22 protein-coding genes are annotated in these 21,617 nt (G+C 43.0%); 20 read left to right on the plus strand and 2 right to left on the minus strand.

Annotated elements, in window-relative coordinates:
* Nucleotides 1-21 precede the first annotated feature (21 nt).
* The 10 genes from BO225_RS01850 to BO225_RS01895 all read left to right on the plus strand — a co-directional run bounded on the left by BO225_RS01850 (nucleotide 22) and on the right by BO225_RS01895 (nucleotide 9,803).
* Nucleotides 22-411, plus strand: a complete 390-nt coding sequence (locus tag BO225_RS01850) for a DUF1934 family protein (protein WP_076340579.1) — start codon at nucleotides 22-24, stop codon at nucleotides 409-411.
* Complete coding sequence (gene argS / locus BO225_RS01855) at nucleotides 399-2,039, plus strand: arginine--tRNA ligase (protein ID WP_076340580.1); 1,641 nt, start codon at nucleotides 399-401, stop codon at nucleotides 2,037-2,039. The genes BO225_RS01850 and argS overlap by 13 nt, the downstream gene beginning before the upstream one ends.
* 25 nt (nucleotides 2,040-2,064) lie before the next feature.
* A complete protein-coding gene (gene rpoE / locus BO225_RS01860; protein WP_076340581.1) occupies nucleotides 2,065-2,382 on the plus strand; it encodes a DNA-directed RNA polymerase subunit delta in 318 nt (105 codons plus the stop codon).
* A 72-nt stretch (nucleotides 2,383-2,454) separates the two neighbouring features.
* Nucleotides 2,455-3,285 carry an ABC transporter permease gene (locus tag BO225_RS01865; protein ID WP_076340582.1) on the plus strand — a complete coding sequence of 277 codons (831 nt, stop codon included), beginning with the start codon at nucleotides 2,455-2,457 and terminating at the stop codon, nucleotides 3,283-3,285.
* 10 nt (nucleotides 3,286-3,295) lie between these two features.
* On the plus strand, nucleotides 3,296-4,132 hold the full coding sequence (locus BO225_RS01870; RefSeq protein WP_076340583.1) for an ABC transporter ATP-binding protein: 837 nt from the start codon (nucleotides 3,296-3,298) through the stop codon (nucleotides 4,130-4,132).
* A gap of 32 nt (nucleotides 4,133-4,164) precedes the next feature.
* Entirely contained in the window at nucleotides 4,165-4,563 is a 399-nt protein-coding gene (gene tagD, locus BO225_RS01875; RefSeq protein WP_076340584.1) for a glycerol-3-phosphate cytidylyltransferase, read from the plus strand.
* Nucleotides 4,556-6,442: a CDP-glycerol glycerophosphotransferase family protein gene (locus BO225_RS01880; protein ID WP_076340585.1), complete on the plus strand. Its 1,887-nt coding sequence runs from the start codon at nucleotides 4,556-4,558 to the stop codon at nucleotides 6,440-6,442. The genes tagD and BO225_RS01880 overlap by 8 nt, the downstream gene beginning before the upstream one ends.
* Nucleotides 6,439-7,479, plus strand: coding sequence for an acyltransferase family protein (locus tag BO225_RS01885; protein WP_076340586.1), 1,041 nt, complete (start codon nucleotides 6,439-6,441; stop codon nucleotides 7,477-7,479). Before BO225_RS01880 ends, BO225_RS01885 begins: the two co-directional genes overlap by 4 nt.
* A 9-nt stretch (nucleotides 7,480-7,488) precedes the next feature.
* Nucleotides 7,489-8,691, plus strand: coding sequence for a CDP-glycerol glycerophosphotransferase family protein (locus tag BO225_RS01890; protein ID WP_198936079.1), 1,203 nt, complete (start codon nucleotides 7,489-7,491; stop codon nucleotides 8,689-8,691).
* A gap of 5 nt (nucleotides 8,692-8,696) precedes the next feature.
* Nucleotides 8,697-9,803 carry a CDP-glycerol glycerophosphotransferase family protein gene (locus BO225_RS01895; protein WP_076340587.1) on the plus strand — a complete coding sequence of 369 codons (1,107 nt, stop codon included), beginning with the start codon at nucleotides 8,697-8,699 and terminating at the stop codon, nucleotides 9,801-9,803.
* A gap of 6 nt (nucleotides 9,804-9,809) precedes the next feature.
* Here BO225_RS01895 and BO225_RS01900 read toward each other — a convergent pair whose 3' ends face one another.
* Nucleotides 9,810-10,421, minus strand: coding sequence for a DUF4230 domain-containing protein (locus BO225_RS01900; RefSeq protein WP_076340588.1), 612 nt, complete (start codon nucleotides 10,419-10,421; stop codon nucleotides 9,810-9,812).
* Nucleotides 10,422-10,503: 82 nt separating this feature from the next.
* Here BO225_RS01900 and rsmG point away from each other — a divergent pair, with 82 nt between their 5' ends.
* The 4 genes from rsmG (at nucleotide 10,504) to glmS (ending at nucleotide 14,929) form a co-directional block, all read left to right on the plus strand.
* Entirely contained in the window at nucleotides 10,504-11,208 is a 705-nt protein-coding gene (gene rsmG, locus BO225_RS01905; RefSeq protein WP_076340589.1) for a 16S rRNA (guanine(527)-N(7))-methyltransferase RsmG, read from the plus strand.
* Nucleotides 11,209-11,982, plus strand: coding sequence for a ParA family protein (locus tag BO225_RS01910; protein ID WP_076340590.1), 774 nt, complete (start codon nucleotides 11,209-11,211; stop codon nucleotides 11,980-11,982).
* A gap of 1 nt (nucleotide 11,983) precedes the next feature.
* Complete coding sequence (locus BO225_RS01915) at nucleotides 11,984-12,871, plus strand: ParB/RepB/Spo0J family partition protein (protein WP_076340706.1); 888 nt, start codon at nucleotides 11,984-11,986, stop codon at nucleotides 12,869-12,871.
* A 252-nt stretch (nucleotides 12,872-13,123) separates the two neighbouring features.
* Complete coding sequence (gene glmS, locus BO225_RS01920; RefSeq protein WP_076340591.1) at nucleotides 13,124-14,929, plus strand: glutamine--fructose-6-phosphate transaminase (isomerizing); 1,806 nt, start codon at nucleotides 13,124-13,126, stop codon at nucleotides 14,927-14,929.
* Here the strand turns inward: glmS and BO225_RS01925 are convergent, their stop codons facing one another.
* Entirely contained in the window at nucleotides 14,930-15,457 is a 528-nt protein-coding gene (locus tag BO225_RS01925; RefSeq protein WP_419185467.1) for a DUF5662 family protein, read from the minus strand.
* A gap of 161 nt (nucleotides 15,458-15,618) precedes the next feature.
* Between BO225_RS01925 and BO225_RS01930 the strand changes: the two genes are divergently transcribed.
* From BO225_RS01930 to BO225_RS01955, 6 genes are all read left to right on the plus strand, one after another.
* Nucleotides 15,619-17,343 (plus strand): ABC transporter substrate-binding protein, encoded by a 1,725-nt coding sequence (locus BO225_RS01930; RefSeq protein WP_076340592.1) that lies wholly within the window; start codon nucleotides 15,619-15,621, stop codon nucleotides 17,341-17,343.
* Nucleotides 17,344-17,460: 117 nt separating this feature from the next.
* On the plus strand, nucleotides 17,461-18,441 hold the full coding sequence (locus BO225_RS01935; protein ID WP_076340593.1) for an ABC transporter permease: 981 nt from the start codon (nucleotides 17,461-17,463) through the stop codon (nucleotides 18,439-18,441).
* Between the two features lie 11 nt (nucleotides 18,442-18,452).
* Complete coding sequence (gene opp4C / locus BO225_RS01940) at nucleotides 18,453-19,364, plus strand: oligopeptide ABC transporter permease (protein WP_076340594.1); 912 nt, start codon at nucleotides 18,453-18,455, stop codon at nucleotides 19,362-19,364.
* Between the two features lie 15 nt (nucleotides 19,365-19,379).
* The gene (locus tag BO225_RS01945; protein WP_076340595.1) at nucleotides 19,380-20,420 is read left to right on the plus strand and encodes an ABC transporter ATP-binding protein; all 1,041 of its coding nucleotides are present in this window, start codon (nucleotides 19,380-19,382) and stop codon (nucleotides 20,418-20,420) included.
* Between the two features lie 2 nt (nucleotides 20,421-20,422).
* Nucleotides 20,423-21,415, plus strand: a complete 993-nt coding sequence (locus BO225_RS01950) for an ABC transporter ATP-binding protein (RefSeq protein ID WP_076340596.1) — start codon at nucleotides 20,423-20,425, stop codon at nucleotides 21,413-21,415.
* Entirely contained in the window at nucleotides 21,409-21,606 is a 198-nt protein-coding gene (locus BO225_RS01955) for a hypothetical protein (RefSeq protein WP_076340597.1), read from the plus strand. The genes BO225_RS01950 and BO225_RS01955 overlap by 7 nt, the downstream gene beginning before the upstream one ends.
* Nucleotides 21,607-21,617: the final 11 nt, after the last annotated feature.

Consider the following 21,617-nt stretch of genomic DNA (forward strand, 5'->3'; position numbering starts at 1 on the left):
TCATGTTAATATACATTCGCTATGACACACGTGATTGTTTTAAAGAATCTTAAGAATGATGAGATCGTGTTTCAGGGGAATGGCGAAATGATCATAGAGGAAAATGGAAATTGGAAGATTTCTTTTCAAGATCGATCCAGGACGTTTCATTATGCATTTGAAGAGCCGCGCTATGTGATGGATCATAAAACCGACATGGCTGTCCACTTGGAATTTGATGAAAACGAAGAAAAAAATGGATGGATCGAAACAGTCTATGGAAGGATCGACGTCCAAGTGAAAACGCGATTTCTCCAAGTCATGAAGGATGCGATCGAATTCGCCTACACATTATCGATCCATGGCGAAGAAGAGACGTTTCACTTTCGATTGGAATACACAAAAAGGAGCGATGAAGTATGCAAACAATAGATGTTCAACTCAAAGAGGCGCTGCAGAAGGCGATCAAAAAAGCGTTTGATCTAGAACTCGACGTAAAAGAGATCCAGATCGAGATCCCTAAAAATAAAGAGCATGGCGATTTTTCAAGCAACGCGGCAATGCAGTTGACAAAGATCTTGCGGAAAAATCCGCGCTTGATCGCCCAAGAAATCGTTCAAAATGTCGATCAAGAAACCTATGGCATTGAAAAAATCGAGATCGCGGGACCTGGTTTTTTAAATCTTTGTTTGGAAAAAAATTCATTCGCCCAAGTCGTGCACGATATTTTAAAACGAGGCGAACAATATGGAAATCAGCCTAAGCAAGATGTTCGTATCAATTTAGAATATGTCAGCGCCAACCCGACAGGTTCGCTTCATTTAGGACACGCTCGCGGGGCAGCCTGGGGAGATGCTTGCGCAAGGATCATGAAAAAAGCGGGCTATGATGTCACTCGGGAATACTATGTCAACGATGCCGGCAACCAGATCGCGAATCTTGCCCAATCCTTATACGCGCGCTATAATCAAGCGCTCGGGATCCCTAAAGAGATCGGGGCCGATGGATATTTAGGCAGCGATATCGAAGAAAAAGGAAAAGAGCTCGCACGCAAGTATGGGGATCGCTATTTGGATGCAAGTGAAGAAAACTTGGCGTTCTTTAGAAAAGTCGGCGTGGATTTCGAACTCGATAAAATCAAGAAAGATCTCGATGAATATCGTGTCCATTTCGATGTCTGGAGCAGCGAACAAAAGCTTAGAGACGATGGAGCGGTCGAGCAGGCGATCTTAAAGCTTGTCGAACAAGGCTACACGTATGAAAAAGAAGGGGCTCTTTGGTTCCGTTCGACCGATTTTGGTGACGATAAAGACCGTGTTCTTCGAAAGAGCGATGGCTCATTGACTTATCTTGTACCCGATATCGCCTATCACAACAATAAATACGAACGGGGCTTTGATGAACTCGTCGATTTCTTTGGCGCCGATCATCATGGCTATATTCCGCGCTTAAAAGCGAGCATGTCCGCTTTAGGCAACGATCCAGAAAAGCTCCATGTCGATATCATTCAAATGGTGCGCCTAGTCAGCAACGGGGAAGAAATGAAAATGTCGAAGCGTTTAGGCAACGCCACGACGATCACAGAATTGTGTCAACGTGTCGGGGTGGACGCGGCTCGTTACTTTTTCGTACAGCGCGCATTGGATTCCCATCTAGATTTTGATGTAGAGCTCGCTACGAAAAAATCCAATGAAAACCCGGTTTACTACGCACAATATGCCCATGCGAGAATGTGTTCGATCTTAAAGCAGGCGCCGGATTGGCAAGAGCCTGAAGTCTATGATCAGCTTGTTCATGAAAAAGAGATCGACTTGATGAAGACTTTGGAAGAATACAACAAGGTGATCCGTGATGTGGCGAAGAGCCGGCAAGTCCATAAAATGACGCATTATATTCAATCGCTTGCATCTAAGTTCCATAGTTTCTATAATGCATGCAAGGTGATCGATCCAAACAACAAAGAATTGAGCGCTCAAAGATTAGCGCTTGTCAAAGCGACGAAAATCGTTTTGGCAAACGCTCTCGATCTGATCGGTGTAGAAGCCGTAGAATCGATGTAATTTTGATTAAAGGAGAAATGACGTTATGAGTAAATCAATGATTGAAACAGCTTATCAAGTTTTGTCAGAACAGAAAGGGGCTATTCCATTTGTTGATTTGTGGAAGCAAGTCAGCGAACGAATGGGTTTCACCCCAAGTCAAGCGGAGGATAATATCGCTCAGCTGTATACAGACCTTTCTATGGATGGGCGTTTTTTGAATATGACGGGGAATCAATGGGATTTACGTTCACGCCATACATATTCTGAAAGTGTAACGGATACATCGACGATCGCGATCGATGATGATCAAGACGACGAGATGGATGAAGAAGCTTCGAGTGCAAATTTAGACGAAGAATAAGAAGAAATCTGCGCACCGCAGATTTTTTTGTGTTTAAAAACAGGTATAATAGAACAGAATAAGGAGTTGTGTATGCTCAAAAGTATTTGGTATGTCCTAAAGGAGAATTTTTCCAATCTCTATCGCATCTACAGCATCTCAAAATATGAGCTGCTCTCGGAAATGCGAGATTCTAAATTTGGGATCGTTTGGAATTTTTTATCTCCTGCAATACAAGTATTTACATATTGGCTGATCTTTGGTGTCGCCTGGAACCGGAAACCGATGAAAGTCAATGGGATCGAAGTGCCCTATTTGATCTGGCTGATCGTGGGGTATGCCGCGTGGTGGTTCATCCAACCAAGTATCACGCAAGGCTGTTCGGCGATCTACTCGAAGATCAACGTCATTACGAAGATGAAATTTCCCGTTTCGATCTTACCGGCGACAGTCGTCTGCAAAGAGTTCTTCAATCATATTTGCATGCTTTTGATCGCTTTCACCGCGCTTTTGATCTTTGGTTATTATCCAAACTGGTATTGGCTGAATTTGATTTATTATGCGTTTTGCGCATTCGTGCTCGTTGAATCGATCGGGTTGATTCTTTCAGTGTTGACGATGCTTTGGCGAGACATCAAAAAGCTTGTCACATCCTTGACGCGGATGCTGTTTTATTTTTCGCCAGTAATCTGGAATTGCCGGTTCGCGAGCAGCGTTCCTTTCCATACGATCTTGAATAAAATGATGAAGCTCAATCCGATCTATTATGTGATCGAAGGCTATCGGGAGTCGATCCTTTATCAAAAACCGTTTTGGGCCCATCCAGCTCTTGGCTTGTACTTTTGGCTCTTTTGTCTTGTCGCGTTTAGTCTAGGATGCTTCTTGATGTTTAAATTCAAGAAAAAATTGATCGATCTGATCTAGGAGAGTGCGTATGAGCAAAGAAAAGCAAACCTCAAAACAATACGCGGTAGAAGCGGATCATATTTCAAAGATCTACGCATTGCGAAACAAAAACAATCAGCATAAAAAGGCCAATAAACGTTTCTATGCTTTGAAGGATGTCTCCTTTAAAGTCGAAAAAGGCGATGTGGTCGGGATCTTGGGAACGAACGGATCAGGAAAGTCGACTCTTTCTTTGTTGTTGTCTGGAATATCCGATATCGATTCAGGCGAGATCAAGATCCATGGCGAACAAGCTTTGATCGCCATCAATACAGGACTCAATATGCAGCTGACCGGTCTAGAAAACATCAAAGTCAAAGGGGCTTTGATGGGTCTGAAGAAAAAACAGATCGAAGCGATCACAGAAGATGTGATCAATTTCTCGGAGCTTGGCGATTTCTTATATCAGCCTGTCAAAAAGTATTCTAGCGGAATGAAATCCCGTCTTGGTTTTTCGATCTCGTTAGCGCTCGATCCCGATATATTCATTGTCGATGAAGCGTTGTCGGTCGGCGATAAAGGCTTCGCGAAAAAGTGCATGGATAGAATGATGCAGTTGAGGAACGATCAAGGAAAGACGATCTTTTTTATCTCTCATTCTTTAGATCAAGTGCGAAATTTCTGCACGAAAGGCATGTGGATCGAAGGTGGCGAACTGAAAGCGTATGGAGATGTCGAGACCGTCGCTTCCGAATATTCTGAATACGTGGATTCTTTGAACGCCCTCAAGGGAAAAGAAAAACAAAAAGTCTTGGACGAAAAATTCGAAAAACGACTTCTTCCAAGCCCGCCAAAGAAGACATTATGGCAAAAAATCAAGGGATGAGATCCCTTTTTTCTTAAAGGTCGGTGAAAGATATGAAAAAAGTAATCACATATGGAACATTTGATTTGTTCCATATCGGCCATTTGAATATATTGAAGCGCGCCAAGGAGCTCGGCGATTATTTGATCGTGGGCGTCAGTTCTGATGAATTCAATAAAATCAAAGGCAAACATTGTCAAATTAGCGATAAGAACCGCATGGAGATCGTGAAAGCGATCCGTTATGTGGACGAAGTGATCCCGGAGACGAGCTGGGATCAAAAAGTGAAAGATATTCAAGAACACGATGTGGATGTTTTTGTGATGGGCGACGATTGGAAAGGAAAGTTCGACGATTTGAAAAGGTATTGTGAAGTCGTCTACCTACCTAGGACTGAAGGAATCTCAACGACACAGATCAAGGATACATTGAAAGAGGCGGACCATGAGTGAATTACGTATATATATCGACCAAGATGAATTAACGATCGAAAAGATCCGCGCCCGCCACAGCCAAGAAGATACGCTGGTTTTTGATTTAAATGATTTTGATGAGGAAACATGCACGATCACGACGAAAATGAGTGTCAATCGGCAAAAGGACACGCATTGTATCTTGTTTCAGCAAATGTGGAATGAAAAGCTCGTCCTTGTGTATTGCGGACAAAAATATATCCATGTCGGATGCGGAAGCGCAGAAATCCTTTATCAAAAAATGGGGCGACCGTATGTGTTCTCGACTTCTCAACGTCTAACTCGAAGAGGTCTAAAGATCAAGATCAAAGGGTATATTTATGATCCGTTCAATTTGCCAAGCACCTCTTGCTCCATCATGGTCGATGAAAACAACAAACAAGAGGTGGAGCTTCAAAAATCATTGAAAAAGATCCCAAAGTACACTTTTTTATGGAAGCCTTCGCAAACGGTGTTTTTTAAGATGGACAAGCTTTTATATCCGAATGCGATCATCAACTGCAACATCATGAGCGATTGGTGTGTAGAGGGCCATGAGCTCTTGCATCCAGTAGGATGCGGATATTTACGCAAGAATGGAGATCGGAGAAACTATGTGCCGTTCCAATCGCTCTATTATAAAGGCTGGGCGCTTCATTTACGTAAGACCCGGGCAGGCAATCTCGCCTTTATCCGTCGGCCGATGGAAGAAATAGAAAAGAAGCTCGATTTTCGAATCAAAGAAAATCCTCTCATCGATTGGGCGATGTATCATCTAGGAAAATGGAAGCGGGCTTGGAGCCAAAAACCGGTGAATTTGTTTTATGAAAAATTCGCCTCGAAATCCGAGGAAGGCGCTTTTGATTTGTTTTTAAAGGCGCGCGACAATACAACTTCAAACAATTATTTTATCATCGATCCTACATCGAGCGATTATGAAAAAATCAAGAATGAAAAAAACGTAGTCAAAAAGTGGAGCTGGAAATACTATTGGCTTTTGTTTGCTTCCGATCATTTTATCGCGACGGAAGCGCCGATTCATATCAATATCGTTCGTTCCAACAATAAATATTTTCGAAAGAGCACATTTGAGAAGAAGTTTATTTTCCTACAGCACGGGGTGACGTATTTAAAACGGCATGGCGTCAATTCGCCATTTGTTTCCGGGAAAGAAGCGACACCAAATTTGATGGTGGTCGGCAGCGAAAAAGAAAAAGATATCGTATCTGATATGCTCGGTTTAAAAGAAGAGCAGCTCCTTGTGACAGGCTTGCCTGTTTTTTCGAATTTGAAATGGGAGAGCATGGATCAAAACAGCGATGATCTTGTGACCGTCATGCTTACATGGAAGCCCTATGAAGAATTTATGACCGATTTCGATCAGACTTCATATTATCAAAATACAAAAGCAATCTATGAAGCTTTGTTAGAAAAATTACCGAAAGAAAAGATCATGATCATCCCGCATCCAAAGATCGCGCATTTAATGCAGAATACGGATTTCGCGCAAAATGTTTGGGATCGAGAAATATCGGAAGCGCTCTCTAAATCGAAGCTCTTGATCACAGATTATTCTTCGGTTTGCTACAACAGCTTTTATCAAGGAGGCGGTGTCGTGTTCTTTCAGCCAGATCTAGCTTTATATGAGGCAGAAAATGGAGATCTGATCCCGGAGGATGATGAATACATCGGCCATCGTGTGTATGATCTTGAAACATTGAAGAAGCTTTTAGATCAAGGGATCCATGATCAAAAGATCGACCTCGCTTTCTATCGGACCCCTGAATATGTAGATCGATATTTAACGATCAACTCTTTTGTGGATGGAAGGAATATCGACCGGATCGATGAACAGCTTAAAGAGCTGAAAATTGTATGAGTTCGCTTTTTACGCGTCGAAAAACGGATCTAGTCAAAGGATTCGCGATCCTCTTTATGTATATTCATCACTTTTATTTAGACCCCTCTCGTTATGAAGGATTTCCTATTTATTTTTTTCTAGGAGAGGAATTTGTCAATAAAGTGGCGGTATTCATGAAGATTTGTGTGGCGATGTTCATGTTTTTATCGGGATATGGGATGTATTTGAGCGCTCAAAAGAAACAAGGAGAACATGCGCTCGCATTGTATTCGATCAAACGCTATATCAAGTTGATCTTCTCTTTTTTCTTTATTTTTTGGCTTGTTCAGCTTATCTTCTATCCAACGATGCGTTGGAGAAAGATCTATGGCACTTCATTAGATAGTCTCGGTTATTTTTTGATCGACATGTTTGGATTGGCGCACCTTTTTCATACCCCCACCTATTTAGGGACTTGGTGGTATATTTCTTTGATTTCGCTTGTGATATTCACATTTCCAATCCTATTTCGCTTGTTTGATCAAAGGGTTTGGCTCTATATGGCGATCATCGTGCTGATCCAATGGATCGAGCCGGTCAAAGATCTTGAATATGTCCGCTATTTGCCTGCGTTTAGCTTCGGAATGCTTTTTGCGCGATATCATTTCGTGGACTATTTCCATAGGAAAATAGAGCAAAGTCCTCATTCCAAGTGGCTCTTTGGAGCGCTGATGGGGTTTGGATGCATTCTTTGTTTTTATTTTCGATCGGTTCCGAATATTCCGATTGGCTTGAAAGATGGTCTGATCGTAAGCTATATCATCAGTTTTATTGTTCTTTTCATTCCCGATTTTAAAATCGGTGTGGAATTAGGAAAGCGTTCGATGAGCATGTTTTTAACACATACCCTTGTAAGAACGACGTTTTTCAAAGAGTTCAGCTATGGATTTTATGATGCGGGCTTGAATTTACTCGTTTTTACACTCGTGACGTATATGATCGCTTTGGCGATCGATGAAATGAAGGTTAAATGCGGCTATGATCGTTTCGTCGATCGATTGACAAAAAGAATATGAGGGAAGAGGATGAAATTACTGCAAAAATTAAAAAGAATCGCTGGCGCATGGATCCGTTTCGCATATCGGTGCACCTACAAATGGATCCCGATCGATCCCAAGCTCGTCATTTTCATTTCATTTCATGGCCGAGGGTATTTGGACAATCCCAAAGCGATCTATGAAGCGATGCGAAACGATCCACGCTTTCAAGGGTATCGATTTATTTGGTACATCAAGCATAAAAAGAAAAAGAACATTGTTATTCCTGGGGCCAAAGTCGTAGAGTATTTCTCGATTCCTTATTTTTACTATTTGTCGAGAGCGAAATTTTGGGTCATCAATTGTAAGATGCCTTCCTATATTTCAAAAAAGCCAGATCAGATTTATTTGCAGACTTGGCATGGAACTCCATTAAAGAAGCTGGGACATGATATTGATGTCGCCGAAAATACGACATTTTATCGTTCGGGCATGAATTTTGAAGAAATGACAGGAAGTTATGATATCGATGTGGCTCGTTATAATTATATGATCTCTCCGAACACGTTTTGTACAGAAGTATTCCAAAGCGCTTTTGGGATCGATCGGCAACGTTTGATCGAAACGGGCTATCCGCGGAATGATTTTTTAAGCAACTATACAGAAGACGATGTTCTAAGGATCAAGAAAAAATACAACTTGCCTTTGGATAAGAAGATCGTTTTATACGCTCCAACATGGAGGGACGATTCCTTCGTGGCAGCGGGCTATACGTTTGAGCTGCAGGCGGATTTTAAAAAGTGGAAAGAAGTGCTAGGAGAAGATACGATCGTCTTGTTCAAGCCGCATTACTTGATCATCAATCGTTTTGATCAAGATCCTTCGTTAAAAGGTTTTTTATATTCGATCCCAGCCGAAGCGGAAATTAGTGAATTATATATCGTGGCGGATCGTCTCGTGACCGATTATTCGAGCGTCTTTTTCGATTATGCGATCTTGAAGCGCCCTATTTATTTTTATATGTATGACAAGGAACAATATGCGAACAATTTAAGAGGCTTTTATTTAGACATTTATAAAGATCTTCCAGGAAAGATCTATGAAAAAGAGCAAGATCTTCTAGAAGCGCTGAAGAAGGAAGAATTCGATCAAGAACGTTTAAGCGCGTTTAATGCCCTCTTCAATAATCGGGAAGATGGAGAAGCTTCGAAGCGTGTGTTGGATGTTTTAGCGAAAGATCGAATGGAGTGATCGATATGGGTTTGAGCAAACTTGTTTTAAAAATCGCCCTTTCGATCGTGAACGCTTGTACATTTTTTCTGCATCCAAAATGGAATCGGATCACATTTGTCTCATTGACGAGCGATGTGCTTTCAGGTGATTTTCTTAGATTGTCAAAAGCGCTCGAGAAGGAGCATCGTTATGATCTTCGTTATAATTTGATCGTATTCAAGCAGAATATATGGGGACAGATCGCTTATTTTTTTAATTGTTTAAAGCAACTTGTTGAATATAAACGTTCTGCTTTAGTCATTCTTAACGACAATAATTTTGTGATTTCAGTGATGAAGCCTAAACAGACGAAGGTGCTTCAGATCTGGCATGCGCCAGGAGCGGTTAAAAAGTTTGGCAATCAGATCAAACGTCAATATAAGATCCGAAACTATGACGCAGTGATTTGCAGCGCCCCCTATTGGAAGGAATGTTTTGCCGAAGCGTTTGGTGTTTTTCCTGAACAAGTCTATCCGACAGGAATGCCGAGGATCGATGATCTTTACGATCAAAGTGTTCGAAAAGCAAATCGAGATGCTTTTTACGAAAAATATCCGCAGACAAAAGGAAAGCGTTTGATTTTATACGCTCCTACATTTCGGGGCAATATCATTGATGGTTTCCAGATCGAATCGTTGAATATGTCCAAGATCGATCCAGCTTTGAAAGAGAATACGCTTCTTTTATATAAGTTTCATCCTTTATTAGGGGATGTGCAGCTCTCTTCCAAGAAAGCGATCGATGTCAATGCGGAAGATTTGTATACGTTAATGGAAGTAAGCGATTGTCTGATTTCCGATTATTCGAGCGTGTTTTTTGATTACTCGCTCTTGAACAAGCCGATGCTTTCTTTCGTGCCCGATCTTGAGATGTATAAAAAGACGATTGGATTGAATATCGCGTATGAGAAAGAATTTCCTGGGCCGATCTGTAAAACTGAAGAGGAGATTTGCGCAGCGATCCAAAATCTTCATACGTATGATCATGAAAAGCTTCAATCGTTTCGGAATCGTTATATTGTCGATTTTGACGGAAAGAATACGGAAAGGATCGTTCATTTGATCAATTCGCTATTAAAAAAAGCTCAGTGATCTGAGCTAATTTTTAAATGTGACTTCGATATCGTATTGGTCTTTGATGCCATCCGCGATCTGAAGAAGCTTCGTGATCGAATTGATCGTGTTCTCTTCAGCGACTTGATAGATTTGTTTTTCTTTGAGTTCTTCATCGACGAGCTTTTTTTGCTGGATGGCGAACTCTTTATAGTCGTTGATGCTGATTTGATTAAAGACATTTTTAGATTCGTTGTAGACTTCTATGCTTTTTTCATCGATCGTATTCGTAAGCACTTCAACAGGTGGTAAAGCGATCTTGATTTTGTTTTGTGTGACTTGAATATCCGCTTGATCGAGATCGACGCCAAGATTGACTTCTCCTTCATAAGTCAAAATAAAATACTTGTTCGTGAGAGGAATCGACCAATTATTGATTTCCAATGAATTTTCATAACGGCCAACTTTGGCGTAATGATATTTCGTGGTGATCAAATCCGAAGCGGATCTTAGTTGTTCTAAAACCGTCGTTTGGCTTACTTGTGGTTCGCTTTGTTTTATATTCCAATTCGCGACCCCAAAAAAGAGAAAAACGCCTACGAGGATCCCGGCTGCCAAGACAAATACATACGATTTCCAATTCTTTAATTTTTTCATAGCTTTATCTTATCATATTTTCCTGTTCCTATGAAAATCATATCCCCAAATATGTGTTATAATAAACGACACGGAGGCAATCATGACACAAGAACAATTTATACAAGCACTCTCAAGCCGCGGGATCTCGCTGTCTGAAAAGCAGATCACGCAGTTTCAAACATATATGCGTCTTCTTCAAGAATGGAATGAAAAGATGAATTTGACTGCGATCGTCAAGGACGAAGAAGTTTGGGAAAAACATTTTTATGATTCGATCTTGCCTTTTATTGGCTTGGATCTTTCGAGTTTTTGCGATGTGGGCAGCGGAGCGGGTTTTCCAGGAATTCCGGTCAAGATCGTCTATCCTGATTGCGAAATGACGCTGATCGAACCACTTCAGAAGCGATGCCGCTTTTTAGAGGAAGTCGTTTCTCAATTGAAGCTGGAAAATATTTCGGTAATGAACGTGCGGGCGGAAGAGTATGCCAAAGAACATCGGGCTCTATTTTCGATCGTCTCGGCTCGAGCGGTCGCCAAGCTTTCGATTTTATTAGAGTTATGCATTCCTTTATTGAAGGTCGATGGGATCTTTGTCGCTTTAAAAGGAAAAAATGGAGATCAAGAGCTGAAGCAGGCTAAAAAAGCGCTCTCGCTCTTGCATGTCAAGCTGATCAAGGAAGAAAAGACGACGATCGAGGAAGATGCGACTCGGATCAATTTTTATTTTCAAAAAGTACAGGCCACGCCAATCAAATATCCTAGAGCGTATGGGCAGATCAAAAAGAAGCCACTGGAGGAACAATAAATGGGGAAGATCATAGCGATATCGAATCAAAAAGGGGGCGTGGGCAAGACGACGACCGCGATCAATGTAGCGACTGGACTCGCTTATGCGAATCGGAAAGTCCTGCTCGTCGACTTTGATATGCAAGGAAACGCTTCGCAAGGATTATCGGCTCTAAAAGGTGAAGGTCAGCCAACTGTGTATTCGGTCTTGATGGAAAAATTTCCGATCGAAAAGGCGCTCATCCATATCGAGGAGAGTGGTGTCGATATTTTGCCAGCCAACATTTCTTTAGCTGGCGCCGATTTGATGATGGATAAGATTGGTCATGGAAAAGAGCGGCTTCTTAAAGAGGCTTTGGATCCTTTGCGGGATCGATATGATTATATTTTGATCGACTGCCCTCCTTCTTTAGGCTTGCTCAACACGAACGCTTTGACCGCGGCCGATAGTGTCCTGATCCCTGTTCAATGTGAATATTACGCCTTAGAGGGAGTTACTCAGCTCTTGATCACGATCCGGATCGTGCAGCAAACAAGCAATCCGGACTTGAAGATCGAGGGAATCTTGATGACGATGTCGGATATTCGCACGCGTTTGAGTGTCGAAGTTTCTCAAGAAGTACGACAAACGTTTGGCAAGCTCGTCTATGAGAACTCGATTCCGCGTAATGTGAAGCTTTCCGAGGCGCCAAGCCGCGGACTTTCGATTTTTGAATACGATAAGCGTTCGAAAGGAGCGGAAGCTTACAAAGAGCTTTGTGAGGAGATCATTCAAAGAAATGGAGGTCGATGATATGGCAAATAAAACAGCACGCTTAGGAAAAGGGATCAATTCGATCTTTGGGGCTGATGTCAGCAAGGTGCTTGACGATATCCAAAATGGCGATGTGGAAACAGAAGCCCAAGAGCAACTACAGATCCGCCTTGAGGAGATCCGGCCCAACCCATATCAGCCTCGAAAGGTCTTTGATCCAATGGCTTTAGAAGAATTGAAAGATTCGATCCAGCAGCATGGGGTCTTTACGCCGATCTTGGTGAAGAAAAGCATCGCCGGCTATGATCTGATTGCTGGAGAAAGGCGGCTTAGAGCAAGCAAGCTAGCGGGATTGGAAACGATCCCGGCAATCGTCGTTCCTTTCAATGATCAAGAAATGATGGAGATCGCTTTATTGGAAAACATCCAGCGGGAAGATCTGAATGTGATCGAAGAAGCAAGAGCGTATGAGCAGCTGATCCAGAAGCTTGGTTATACGCAAGAGCAGCTTGCCAAAAGAGTGGGCAAATCGAGAGAGCATATCACGAATTTGCTGCGTCTTTTAAAGCTTCCGGAAGATGTGCAAGATTATGCGATCAATAAAGAACTTTCGATGGGGCATATTCGGGCGCTTCTTTCTTTGAAGGACGAGATGAAAATGCGTCAGATCGCGAAAATGGCGATCGATCAAGGCCTCTCGGTTCGGAAAGTCGAACAGCTTGTCAAGGATAACGGTCAAAAAAAGGAAAAAACGCCTGTCGAGAAGCCAGAGGCGAATTTATTTTTGATAGAAGCGAAAAAGCAAATGGAGGAGATGTTCCAAACTTCGGTGAAGATCTCCAATCAGACGATTCAGATCCATTTTGAAAACGATCAAGATCTGACGAGGATCTTAGAAATACTGCATTTGATCGAGACAAACGAATGAGATTGTCTCGATTTTTTGTTGACATCTTGAATAGGGTCTAGTTAAATGGAAGAATCATGGAGAGCGAAAACGATAGCGCCAGGACTGAGCGATCAGTTGACGAGGACCAGATTTTTCGAAAGATTCGGCGGGTGATCTGGAGGCTTGATACAGTCTAAGTAGATGGACAAAAACATGTCGTGAGGCGTGAACAGAGCCATCGAGTATCCTCCATGAACATACATCATCAATAATTAAATGGAGGATCAGAACATGTGTGGAATTACAGCATTTACGGGGCAGGAGCCTGCCCTTCCTTTTCTATTGCAAGGTTTAGAGAAATTAGAATATCGCGGGTATGATTCGGCAGGCGTTTCTTTAGTGGATCCAGAGGGGATCATCACGAAAAAAGCGAAAGGAAAACTAGAGGCTCTTAAAGAAGAATTGAATAAAGAGATGTATTTGCAGCAAGCAGGGATCGGACATACTCGGTGGGCGACGCATGGGATCCCATCGCATTTGAATTCGCATCCGCATATCAATGCCGATAATACGATTTCGATCGTTCACAATGGGATCATCGAAAACTATCAATCGATCAAAGAAGGATTGGAAATGCAGGAGTATACGTTCCATTCCCAGACAGATAGCGAGGTGATCGTGCACCTTCTCGATTACTATTATGATGGGGACATGATCAAAGCGCTCAAGAAAGTGACGAGCTATTTAGAGGGAAGCTATGCGTTGTGCGTAACGACGCTCGATGAACCGGATACGATCTATGTCGCAAAAAAAGAAAGTCCCATGATCTTAGGAAAAACGGACACGGCCGCTTTTTGCGCGAGTGATATTCCGGCTTTGATCGCCTACACTAAAGAGATCATCGCTTTAGAAGATCAGCAAATGGCGATCCTAAAGCCAGGAAAGATCCAAGTGCTAGACCAAGAAGGAAATAAAGTGGATGTTCAGCCTGTTTTTGTTCCTTACGATCTAGAAGCGGCTCAAAAGAACGGCTACGAGACGTTCATGGAAAAAGAGATCGCGGAGCAGCCTTTTGTGATCAAAGAAACGCTCCGTTCTCGGATCGAAGATCATATCCTCATGCCAGAACTCGATGATTTGGCGATGGAGGATATTCATGCGATCTATATGATCGCTTGCGGAACGGCGTATCATGCTTCTTTATATGCCCAATATTTAGGAAGAGAATGGCTTTCGATTCCGATCCAATGCGTGCCAGCGAGTGAATTTCGATATGGAAATTATCCTGTCGACGAGCATAGTCTTTGTTTATTCGTTTCTCAATCCGGCGAGACGGCGGATACATTGGCGGCTTTGAAGGCTTGCAAGAAAAAGAATGCGAAAACGATCGCGGTTTGTAATGTGCTCGATTCTTCGATCTCACGTATCGCGGATACGACATTATATACGTGCGCAGGACCTGAGATTGCGGTCGCGAGCACCAAAGCGTATACGACGCAGCTTACCCTTCTTGCGTGTATCATGCTCAAGCTTGCTGAACTGGCAAAAGTTGAAGTGAATGGTTATGATCAGCTGTTGCATGATGTAAAGGCGCTTCCAGAAACGATTGAATCGATGCTAGGCATGGAAGAGCAAATGAAGGAGTATGCTTCATTTTTAAAAGAACAGCACGATGCGTATTTTATTGGACGGCAGCTAGATTATGTTTCTGTGCTCGAGGGCGCGTTGAAGCTGAAAGAAATTTCTTACGTGCACGCGGATGCGTATTATGCAGGAGAATTGAAGCACGGTCCGATCGCGCTGATCGAAGAGGGGACGGTCGTGATCGCTTTGGCGACCCAAAAGGATGTCGCGAGCAAGACGATCTCGAATATTGAAGAGACGATTGCTCGGGGCGCGAATGTGATCTTGATCAAAGCGAAAGGCGTGCATTCGGATAAGATCGCGCACCAGATCGAGATCCCGGATATTCATCCGTATTTGGCGTGCTTGCCAGCGACGATCTTGTTGCAGCAATTCGCTCTTTGGAGCGCTAAAGAAAAAGGCTGCAATGTGGATCAGCCTCGAAATCTAGCGAAAAGTGTGACGGTCGAATGATCATTTAGGCAAGGAACGGATGTATTGGCACGTCTTTTCTAGCCCGTTTTCCGATAAATAACATAATAAATATAAGATCTGACAATCAGTTTCGGGATGGATCAAGATATGGTCTCTTCCATTCATATAATAAGTAAGTGCACTGGAATCAGTGTACTTTTCTTTTTCATAGACCATGCTCGCGGCTACCCGATCGCAAAACATCTCATACACGTAGCGGTTTGGCATCTTGACGGCTTTGACGCCATGTTCTCCATTATCGATCCAATACTCCCAATGATGTGGGTTCCTTCCTTTGTGGTGGAGCCATGACATAGAATAGCTTTCTATTTCTTTTTGGGCATTGATCGGCGAACGATAGCCTTGATAGTATTGAAAGCCTGTTTTTAATTCGATGGGCGTATATTTGCTCAGATCGTGCAGAAGGCCTTGTTTATAGAGTCCGCACTTGAAACAAAGTTCCATGACTTTGATTTTATGGGCGTTGATCGTAGAAAGGTGGCCTTTGATTTTTTGAATTTGATTCATGTTTTTAGTATACACACTTTTGTTAAGAGTGAATATAGGGATGATTGAAAAGCCTTACATGTATTTGAAAAAACGTAAAATATTCTTGAAAAGCTTCTTTCATGTGCTAAAATTTAAACATCAGACTTAGAGTCGTAGAAGTTTATTAGGAGGAGAAAAGAATGAACTCTCGAAAACTATTTGCAGGGTTGACATCGGCTGCGATGTTGTTGAGCCTTGCAGGGTGCAGCAGTTCGAATGGCGGCGGTTCTAACGGCGGCTCAGATTCAAAATCCGAAAGCAAACCGCTGATCGTTGGAACGACGCAAGAATTAGCTGGTGTATTCTCACCGATTTTCTATCAATCCGCTTATGATGGATGGGTAGTCGACATGATCTATGAACCACTTCTTCGTTATACGAAGGATTCGGAATTGAAGCCATATTTGGCGGAAGAAATGCCTGAGATCTCTGAAGATGGAAAAACGATCACGTTCAAGATCAAAGAAGGAATCAAATTCTCGGATGGTTCGGACTTGGATGCCAACGACGTTAAATTCACGTTCACGTTGATCGCCGATCCTTCTTATGATGGACGCTTCACTGGAAACGCCGATTTTATCGAAGGTTATAAAGAATATCATGATGGCGACGCGACGGAATTTAGCGGAATCGAAGTTGTCGATGATCATACCGTGACATTCCACTTGATGGACACACAATACGATTCTGTCAGCACGCTTGGTGGCATGGGTATCATTTCCGATACACAATATGAATATAAAAAAGGCGATCTAGGAGACTACAAATCGAAAAACGATCAGCCTATGGGTTCGGGTCCTTATGTATTGAACAGCTACGATAAAGCGGCTGGTGCTTCGCTTGTGAAAAATGAAAACTATACAGGAGAAGGCGATTATAAGATCTCGCAAGTCGTTGTTAAAACGATCGCGGAAGCGACAGAATTGACTTCGCTGCAAAATGGCGATATCAACTACTTCCCAGACTCGATCGAAGCCGATATCGTCGGACCAGCTTCGTTGGATGAGAATTTGGCTTTTGACCATTACTTCAGAGCGGCTGAAGGATACTTCGGTTATAATTGCGCGGCAGGCGTGACTAAGGATGCCGCAGTTCGTCAAGCTCTTTCTTACGCGACGAACCGTCAAGAATTCATCGACGCTTACTTCAAGTATCCAGAAGCATCGGATGAATTGAAAGAAATCCCTCTTGGTTATAAACCTACGATTTATTGGAACCCAGTATCGGCGAACTTAGGCTCGATCGTTACAGGCGAAGAAAAACTCGATGGATTGGCTGTATATGATTTCGACGTTGAAAAAGCGAAGAAGGTTCTTGAAGACGCTGGATGGAAAGATACAGATGGCGATGGAATCCGTGAAAAAGATGGCGAAAAATTAACGGTTAAATTCTTGTTGAGCGAAGGAAACTCCGTTCTTGAAATGTTGATCCCGATCATCGAAAAATCTTGGAAAGAAATCGGTGTCGATTTGAAACAAAACACGGTTGATTTCAACACATTGATGGATACAGTGACACCAGGCAGCGGCGATAGCGATTGGAACGTATTCTTCATGGCTACATCGTATACAGGTGTTGAAAACGCGGATTCGAACTACAACTTGATGAGCGGCGATCCAAACAACTATTCTGGTTTGCAAGATAAGAAACTGGATGATGAGTTGAAAGCGGGTCGCGGAACAGTAGATGAAGCGAAATCTGTCGAAAACTATAAGAAAGCGATGATCACGGAAAACGATTTGATTCCATATTTGCCAATTTATGGAAATGAATTGTTCAACATCTATGCGAAGAATGTCAAACTTACAGACACTGGTCCAGTACGCTCTTGGGCTCAAGCTTTGGATACAGCAGTAGTTGAATAGAAGTGAACGAATTTAAAGAGCAAGCCATTGTATGACTTGCTCTTATTATAATTTTCAAAAGATTTTATTTTGAAAATTATAATAATCATATTACATTTATTAGTAGGAGGAATATATATGTTAAGATATACGATCAAACGTTTATTGACTATGATTCCCGTCGTATTGGTCATTTCCATCATGATCTTTGGCGTTGTCAAAGCGATGCCAGGAGATGAGGTTACAACGTATCTAGGGCCTGGTTCACGGGCTTCAGAACAAACTCGCATGGAAGTGCGCGAAAAACTCGGATTGGATAAGAGTTTGCCAGAACAATACGTTCGCTGGCTTGGGCGCGTGGCGACAGGTGATTTGGGAACATCCGTCGCATTGCGTAAACCAGTATCGGAAATCATAGGCTCTTATATTTGGAACACATTTTATTTGAATGTGCTTGCGCTGATCATCGCGTTGATCTTCGCGATCCCAGTGGGAATCAAGCAGGCAGTCAAAAAAGGCTCCGCCTTTGATAATTTTTGGACCGTGTTCTCTTTGTTGGGAATCAGTGTCCCTACTTTCTTTTTCGCGTTAGTGTTGATCTTTTATGTGGCGCTCAACTTTGGATTGCCGCTTTCAGGCATGCGTGATACGATGCTTTCGAGCTTCGGATATCAAAGCGCGTGGCAGGAATTTTGCGATGTCGCCGTCCATTCGATCCTTCCAGTGACTGTGCTCGCGTTTGGCTCGTTCGCCACATTCTCGAGATACGTGCGTAACTCGATGGTCGAAGTGATCAATATGGATTATGTGCGCACAGCGAGAGCGAAAGGTTTGAAGGAGAAGACAGTGATCTATAAACACGCCTTCAAGAACGCGCAGATCCCGCTTGTGACGCTTTTAGGAATGTATATTCCTTCACTATTTAGCGGTGCTGTTATTTTGGAGACCGTATTCGTATGGCCAGGAATCGGTAAAGTACTGATCGACGCGGTCAATCAGCGCGATACTTCGCTGATCATGGCTTGTCTTGTCTTTAGCGCGATCTTGATGATCTTAGGAAACTTATTGTCGGATCTATGTTATTCGCTTGTCGATCCGCGTGTGAAAGTTGATGGTTAGGGGGGAATCGAATGGCTAAAAAAGATGCAGTCGTTCTCGATACTGGAGAAAAAATTGAATCGATCGGCCCTTGGGCCATCGCGTGGCGAAAATTTAAAGCGAATAGAGTCGCCATGGCTGGCTTGGTCATTTTCATATTGATCATTTTAAGCGTGATCATCGTTCCGATGGTCATGGGCATCAGCGTGAGCGATTATGATACTTCGATCGCGAACCAAGCGCCGAGCGCTGCTCATCTTCTAGGCACCGATAATCAAGGCCGCGATTGCTTATATCGTTTGTTCTTAGGAGGACGGATCTCGATCATCGTAGGTTTGCTTGCCGCGTTGCTGACAGTCGTTCTCGGATGTCTTGTCGGCGGTATTTCTGGTTATTATGGAGGAATGACGGATAATTTATTGATGCGTTTTTCTGAAATCGTGTATGCTCTTCCATTCACGCCAATGATTATCGCGGTAGCGGCGACGATGGTTTGGGTGCCTCAAAGCCAAAAAATGTATACCGTGGCGCTTTTGATCGGTCTTTTGTCTTGGCCTGGTCTTGCCCGTCTTGTTCGTGGTCAGATCTTGACGCTGCGCGAACAAGAATTCATGCAAGCGTGTACAGCGCTTGGTCTTTCTGATTTTTCAAAGATCTTCAAGCATTTGCTTCCAAACGTGATTTCGCTTGTGATCGTCAACGCGACTTTACAGATGGCCAGTGCGGTCCTTACCGAAGCAGGTCTTTCCTTCTTAGGAATGGGTGTCATGCCGCCTACACCTTCGTGGGGAAATTTGATGAACTTGGCGCGCGATGCTCGAATCTTCCAATACTACCCTTGGCAATGGATGCCAGCAGGTTTAATGTGCCTGTTGACAGTTGTTTCGATCAACTTAGTCGGTGAAGGGCTTCGTGACGCCTTCGACCCGAAAGAGCTGCAGTAGAAAGCGGGGTATTCGATGTCTATTAATAAGAAAATATTGCGCGTAGAAGATCTTCGCGTTTATTTCCATACGAAAAAGGGCGATTCAAAAGCCGTAGATGGCAATCATTTTACGATGTATGAGAATGAGACATTGGCGATCGTCGGAGAATCGGGCTGCGGTAAATCTGTGACTGCAATGTCGATCTTAGGCCTTGTCTCGGAACCTGGCGAAATCATGCCTGGATCCAAGATCATTTATATGGGTAATGTCGATAAGCCAGAAGATGGTTTGAATCTAGCGACAGCCACCGACGAGCAACTTCGGGATGTGCGTGGAAACGAGATCTCGATGATCTTCCAAGAACCGATGACTTCTTTGAATCCCGTATTTACTGTAGGGGATCAAATCATTGAAAATATTACGATCCATGAAAGTGTCAGCAAAGAAGAAGCGCGTAAAAGAGCGATCGATCTTTTGGGCCAAGTCGGTATCTCTAGACCAGAGAGCATCATCGACAACTATCCATTCCAGCTTTCGGGAGGAATGTGTCAGCGGGTCATGATCGCGATGGCGCTCTCTTGTAATCCAAAGCTGCTGATTGCGGATGAACCGACAACAGCGCTCGATGTGACGATCCAAGCGCAGATCTTGACGTTGATGAATCAATTGAAAGAAAAATTCGGCACCAGTATCATGTTGATCACGCACGATCTAGGCGTCGTAGCGCAAGTCGCTGATCATGTCAATGTCATGTACGCTGGAAAAGTGGTCGAGACTGCGCCAGTTGGTGAATTGTTTAAAAATCCAAAGCATCCATATACGGTCGGCTTGATGCACTCGATGCCTTCCCTAGCTACGGAAGGAGAGCGTCTAGCTGTCATCAAAGGAACGGTTCCAAATCCTTTGTATTTACCAAAAGGTTGTCACTTCGCGGATCGATGTCCACATGTGATGCCGATTTGCCGTGAAAAACAACCAAAAGCGACAAAGATCGCTTCACGTCATCGTGTATGGTGTTTTTTATATGAACAAGAAGAAGTTGTTCAAGAAGAAATTGTAGAAGTGGAGGCATAAAAATGGCAGAAGAACGTAAAAAGATCCTTGAAGTCCGCGATGTCAAAAAATACTTTCCACTCACAAAAGGGAAATTGAAAGAAGGAGTTCCGTACGTCAAAGCAGTCGATGGGGTTTCCTTTGACTTGTACGAAGGAGAGACTCTTGGTCTTGTTGGTGAGTCGGGATGCGGTAAATCGACATTAGGCCGCACCATCATCCGGCTGTATGAACCAACAGCGGGCGAAGTCTTGTTCAATGGTGAAGATATTTCTAAAAAATCAAGAAAAGAGATGCGGAAGCTGCGCGAGCAAATGCAGTTCATTTTCCAAGATCCTTATTCTTCGCTCAATCCACGGATGAACGTGTTCAATATTTTGGCGGAGCCTTTATTGGCGCACGGGATTTTCAAACGTGGTCCAGAACTCGAAGAGTATGTAAAAAAACTGATGGATAAATGTGGACTTCCTAGTTATTATTGCTATCGATATCCACACCAATTCTCTGGTGGACAAAGACAAAGAATCGGGATCGCGCGCTCGTTGGCGCTCAATCCTAGCTTTATTATTTGCGATGAACCTGTCAGCGCTCTGGATGTATCGATCCAGTCGCAGATCATCAACTTGATGAAAGATATGCAGGAAGAAAATAATATTTCTTATATCTTTATTTCGCATGATTTATCGGTCGTTAAATATATTTCTGATCGTATTGGTGTAATGTACTTAGGTACGATCGTTGAATTGGCAGATAAAAACCAAATCTATGACAATCCACAGCATCCATATACGCAGGCATTGATTTCGGCGATCCCGATCCCTGATCCAGAAAAGCGGAACGAAATGAAGCTGATCGAGGGCGAGATCCCAAGCAACGTCAATACGCCTTCAGGATGCAAGTTCCATCCACGTTGTCCTTTTGCGAAGGATATTTGTAAAGAAAAAGAGCCTCCATATAAAGAGGTCGCTCCTAAGCATTGGGCTCGTTGCTGGTTTGCTGGAGAGTTTAAATGGTAAATAAGCGTCCAACGATGCAGGAGATGCTCAGTAAGAAAGAAAAGCAGGCGAATAAAGTCGATCTTTTAGAAAAGGATGATTTTAAAGCGCTCAATAAAGCGGCATTTTCTGTATTTGGACCTGTTTTGATTGGTGCCATTGTTGTTTTAGCTCTTGTGATCCTGATCTTCACCCGAATGTTCAGCTCATAAGAGCTTTTTTA

It is taken from the genome of Dubosiella newyorkensis, assembly GCF_001945605.1.
Lineage (GTDB): Bacteria > Bacillota_I > Bacilli_A > Erysipelotrichales > Erysipelotrichaceae > Dubosiella > Dubosiella newyorkensis.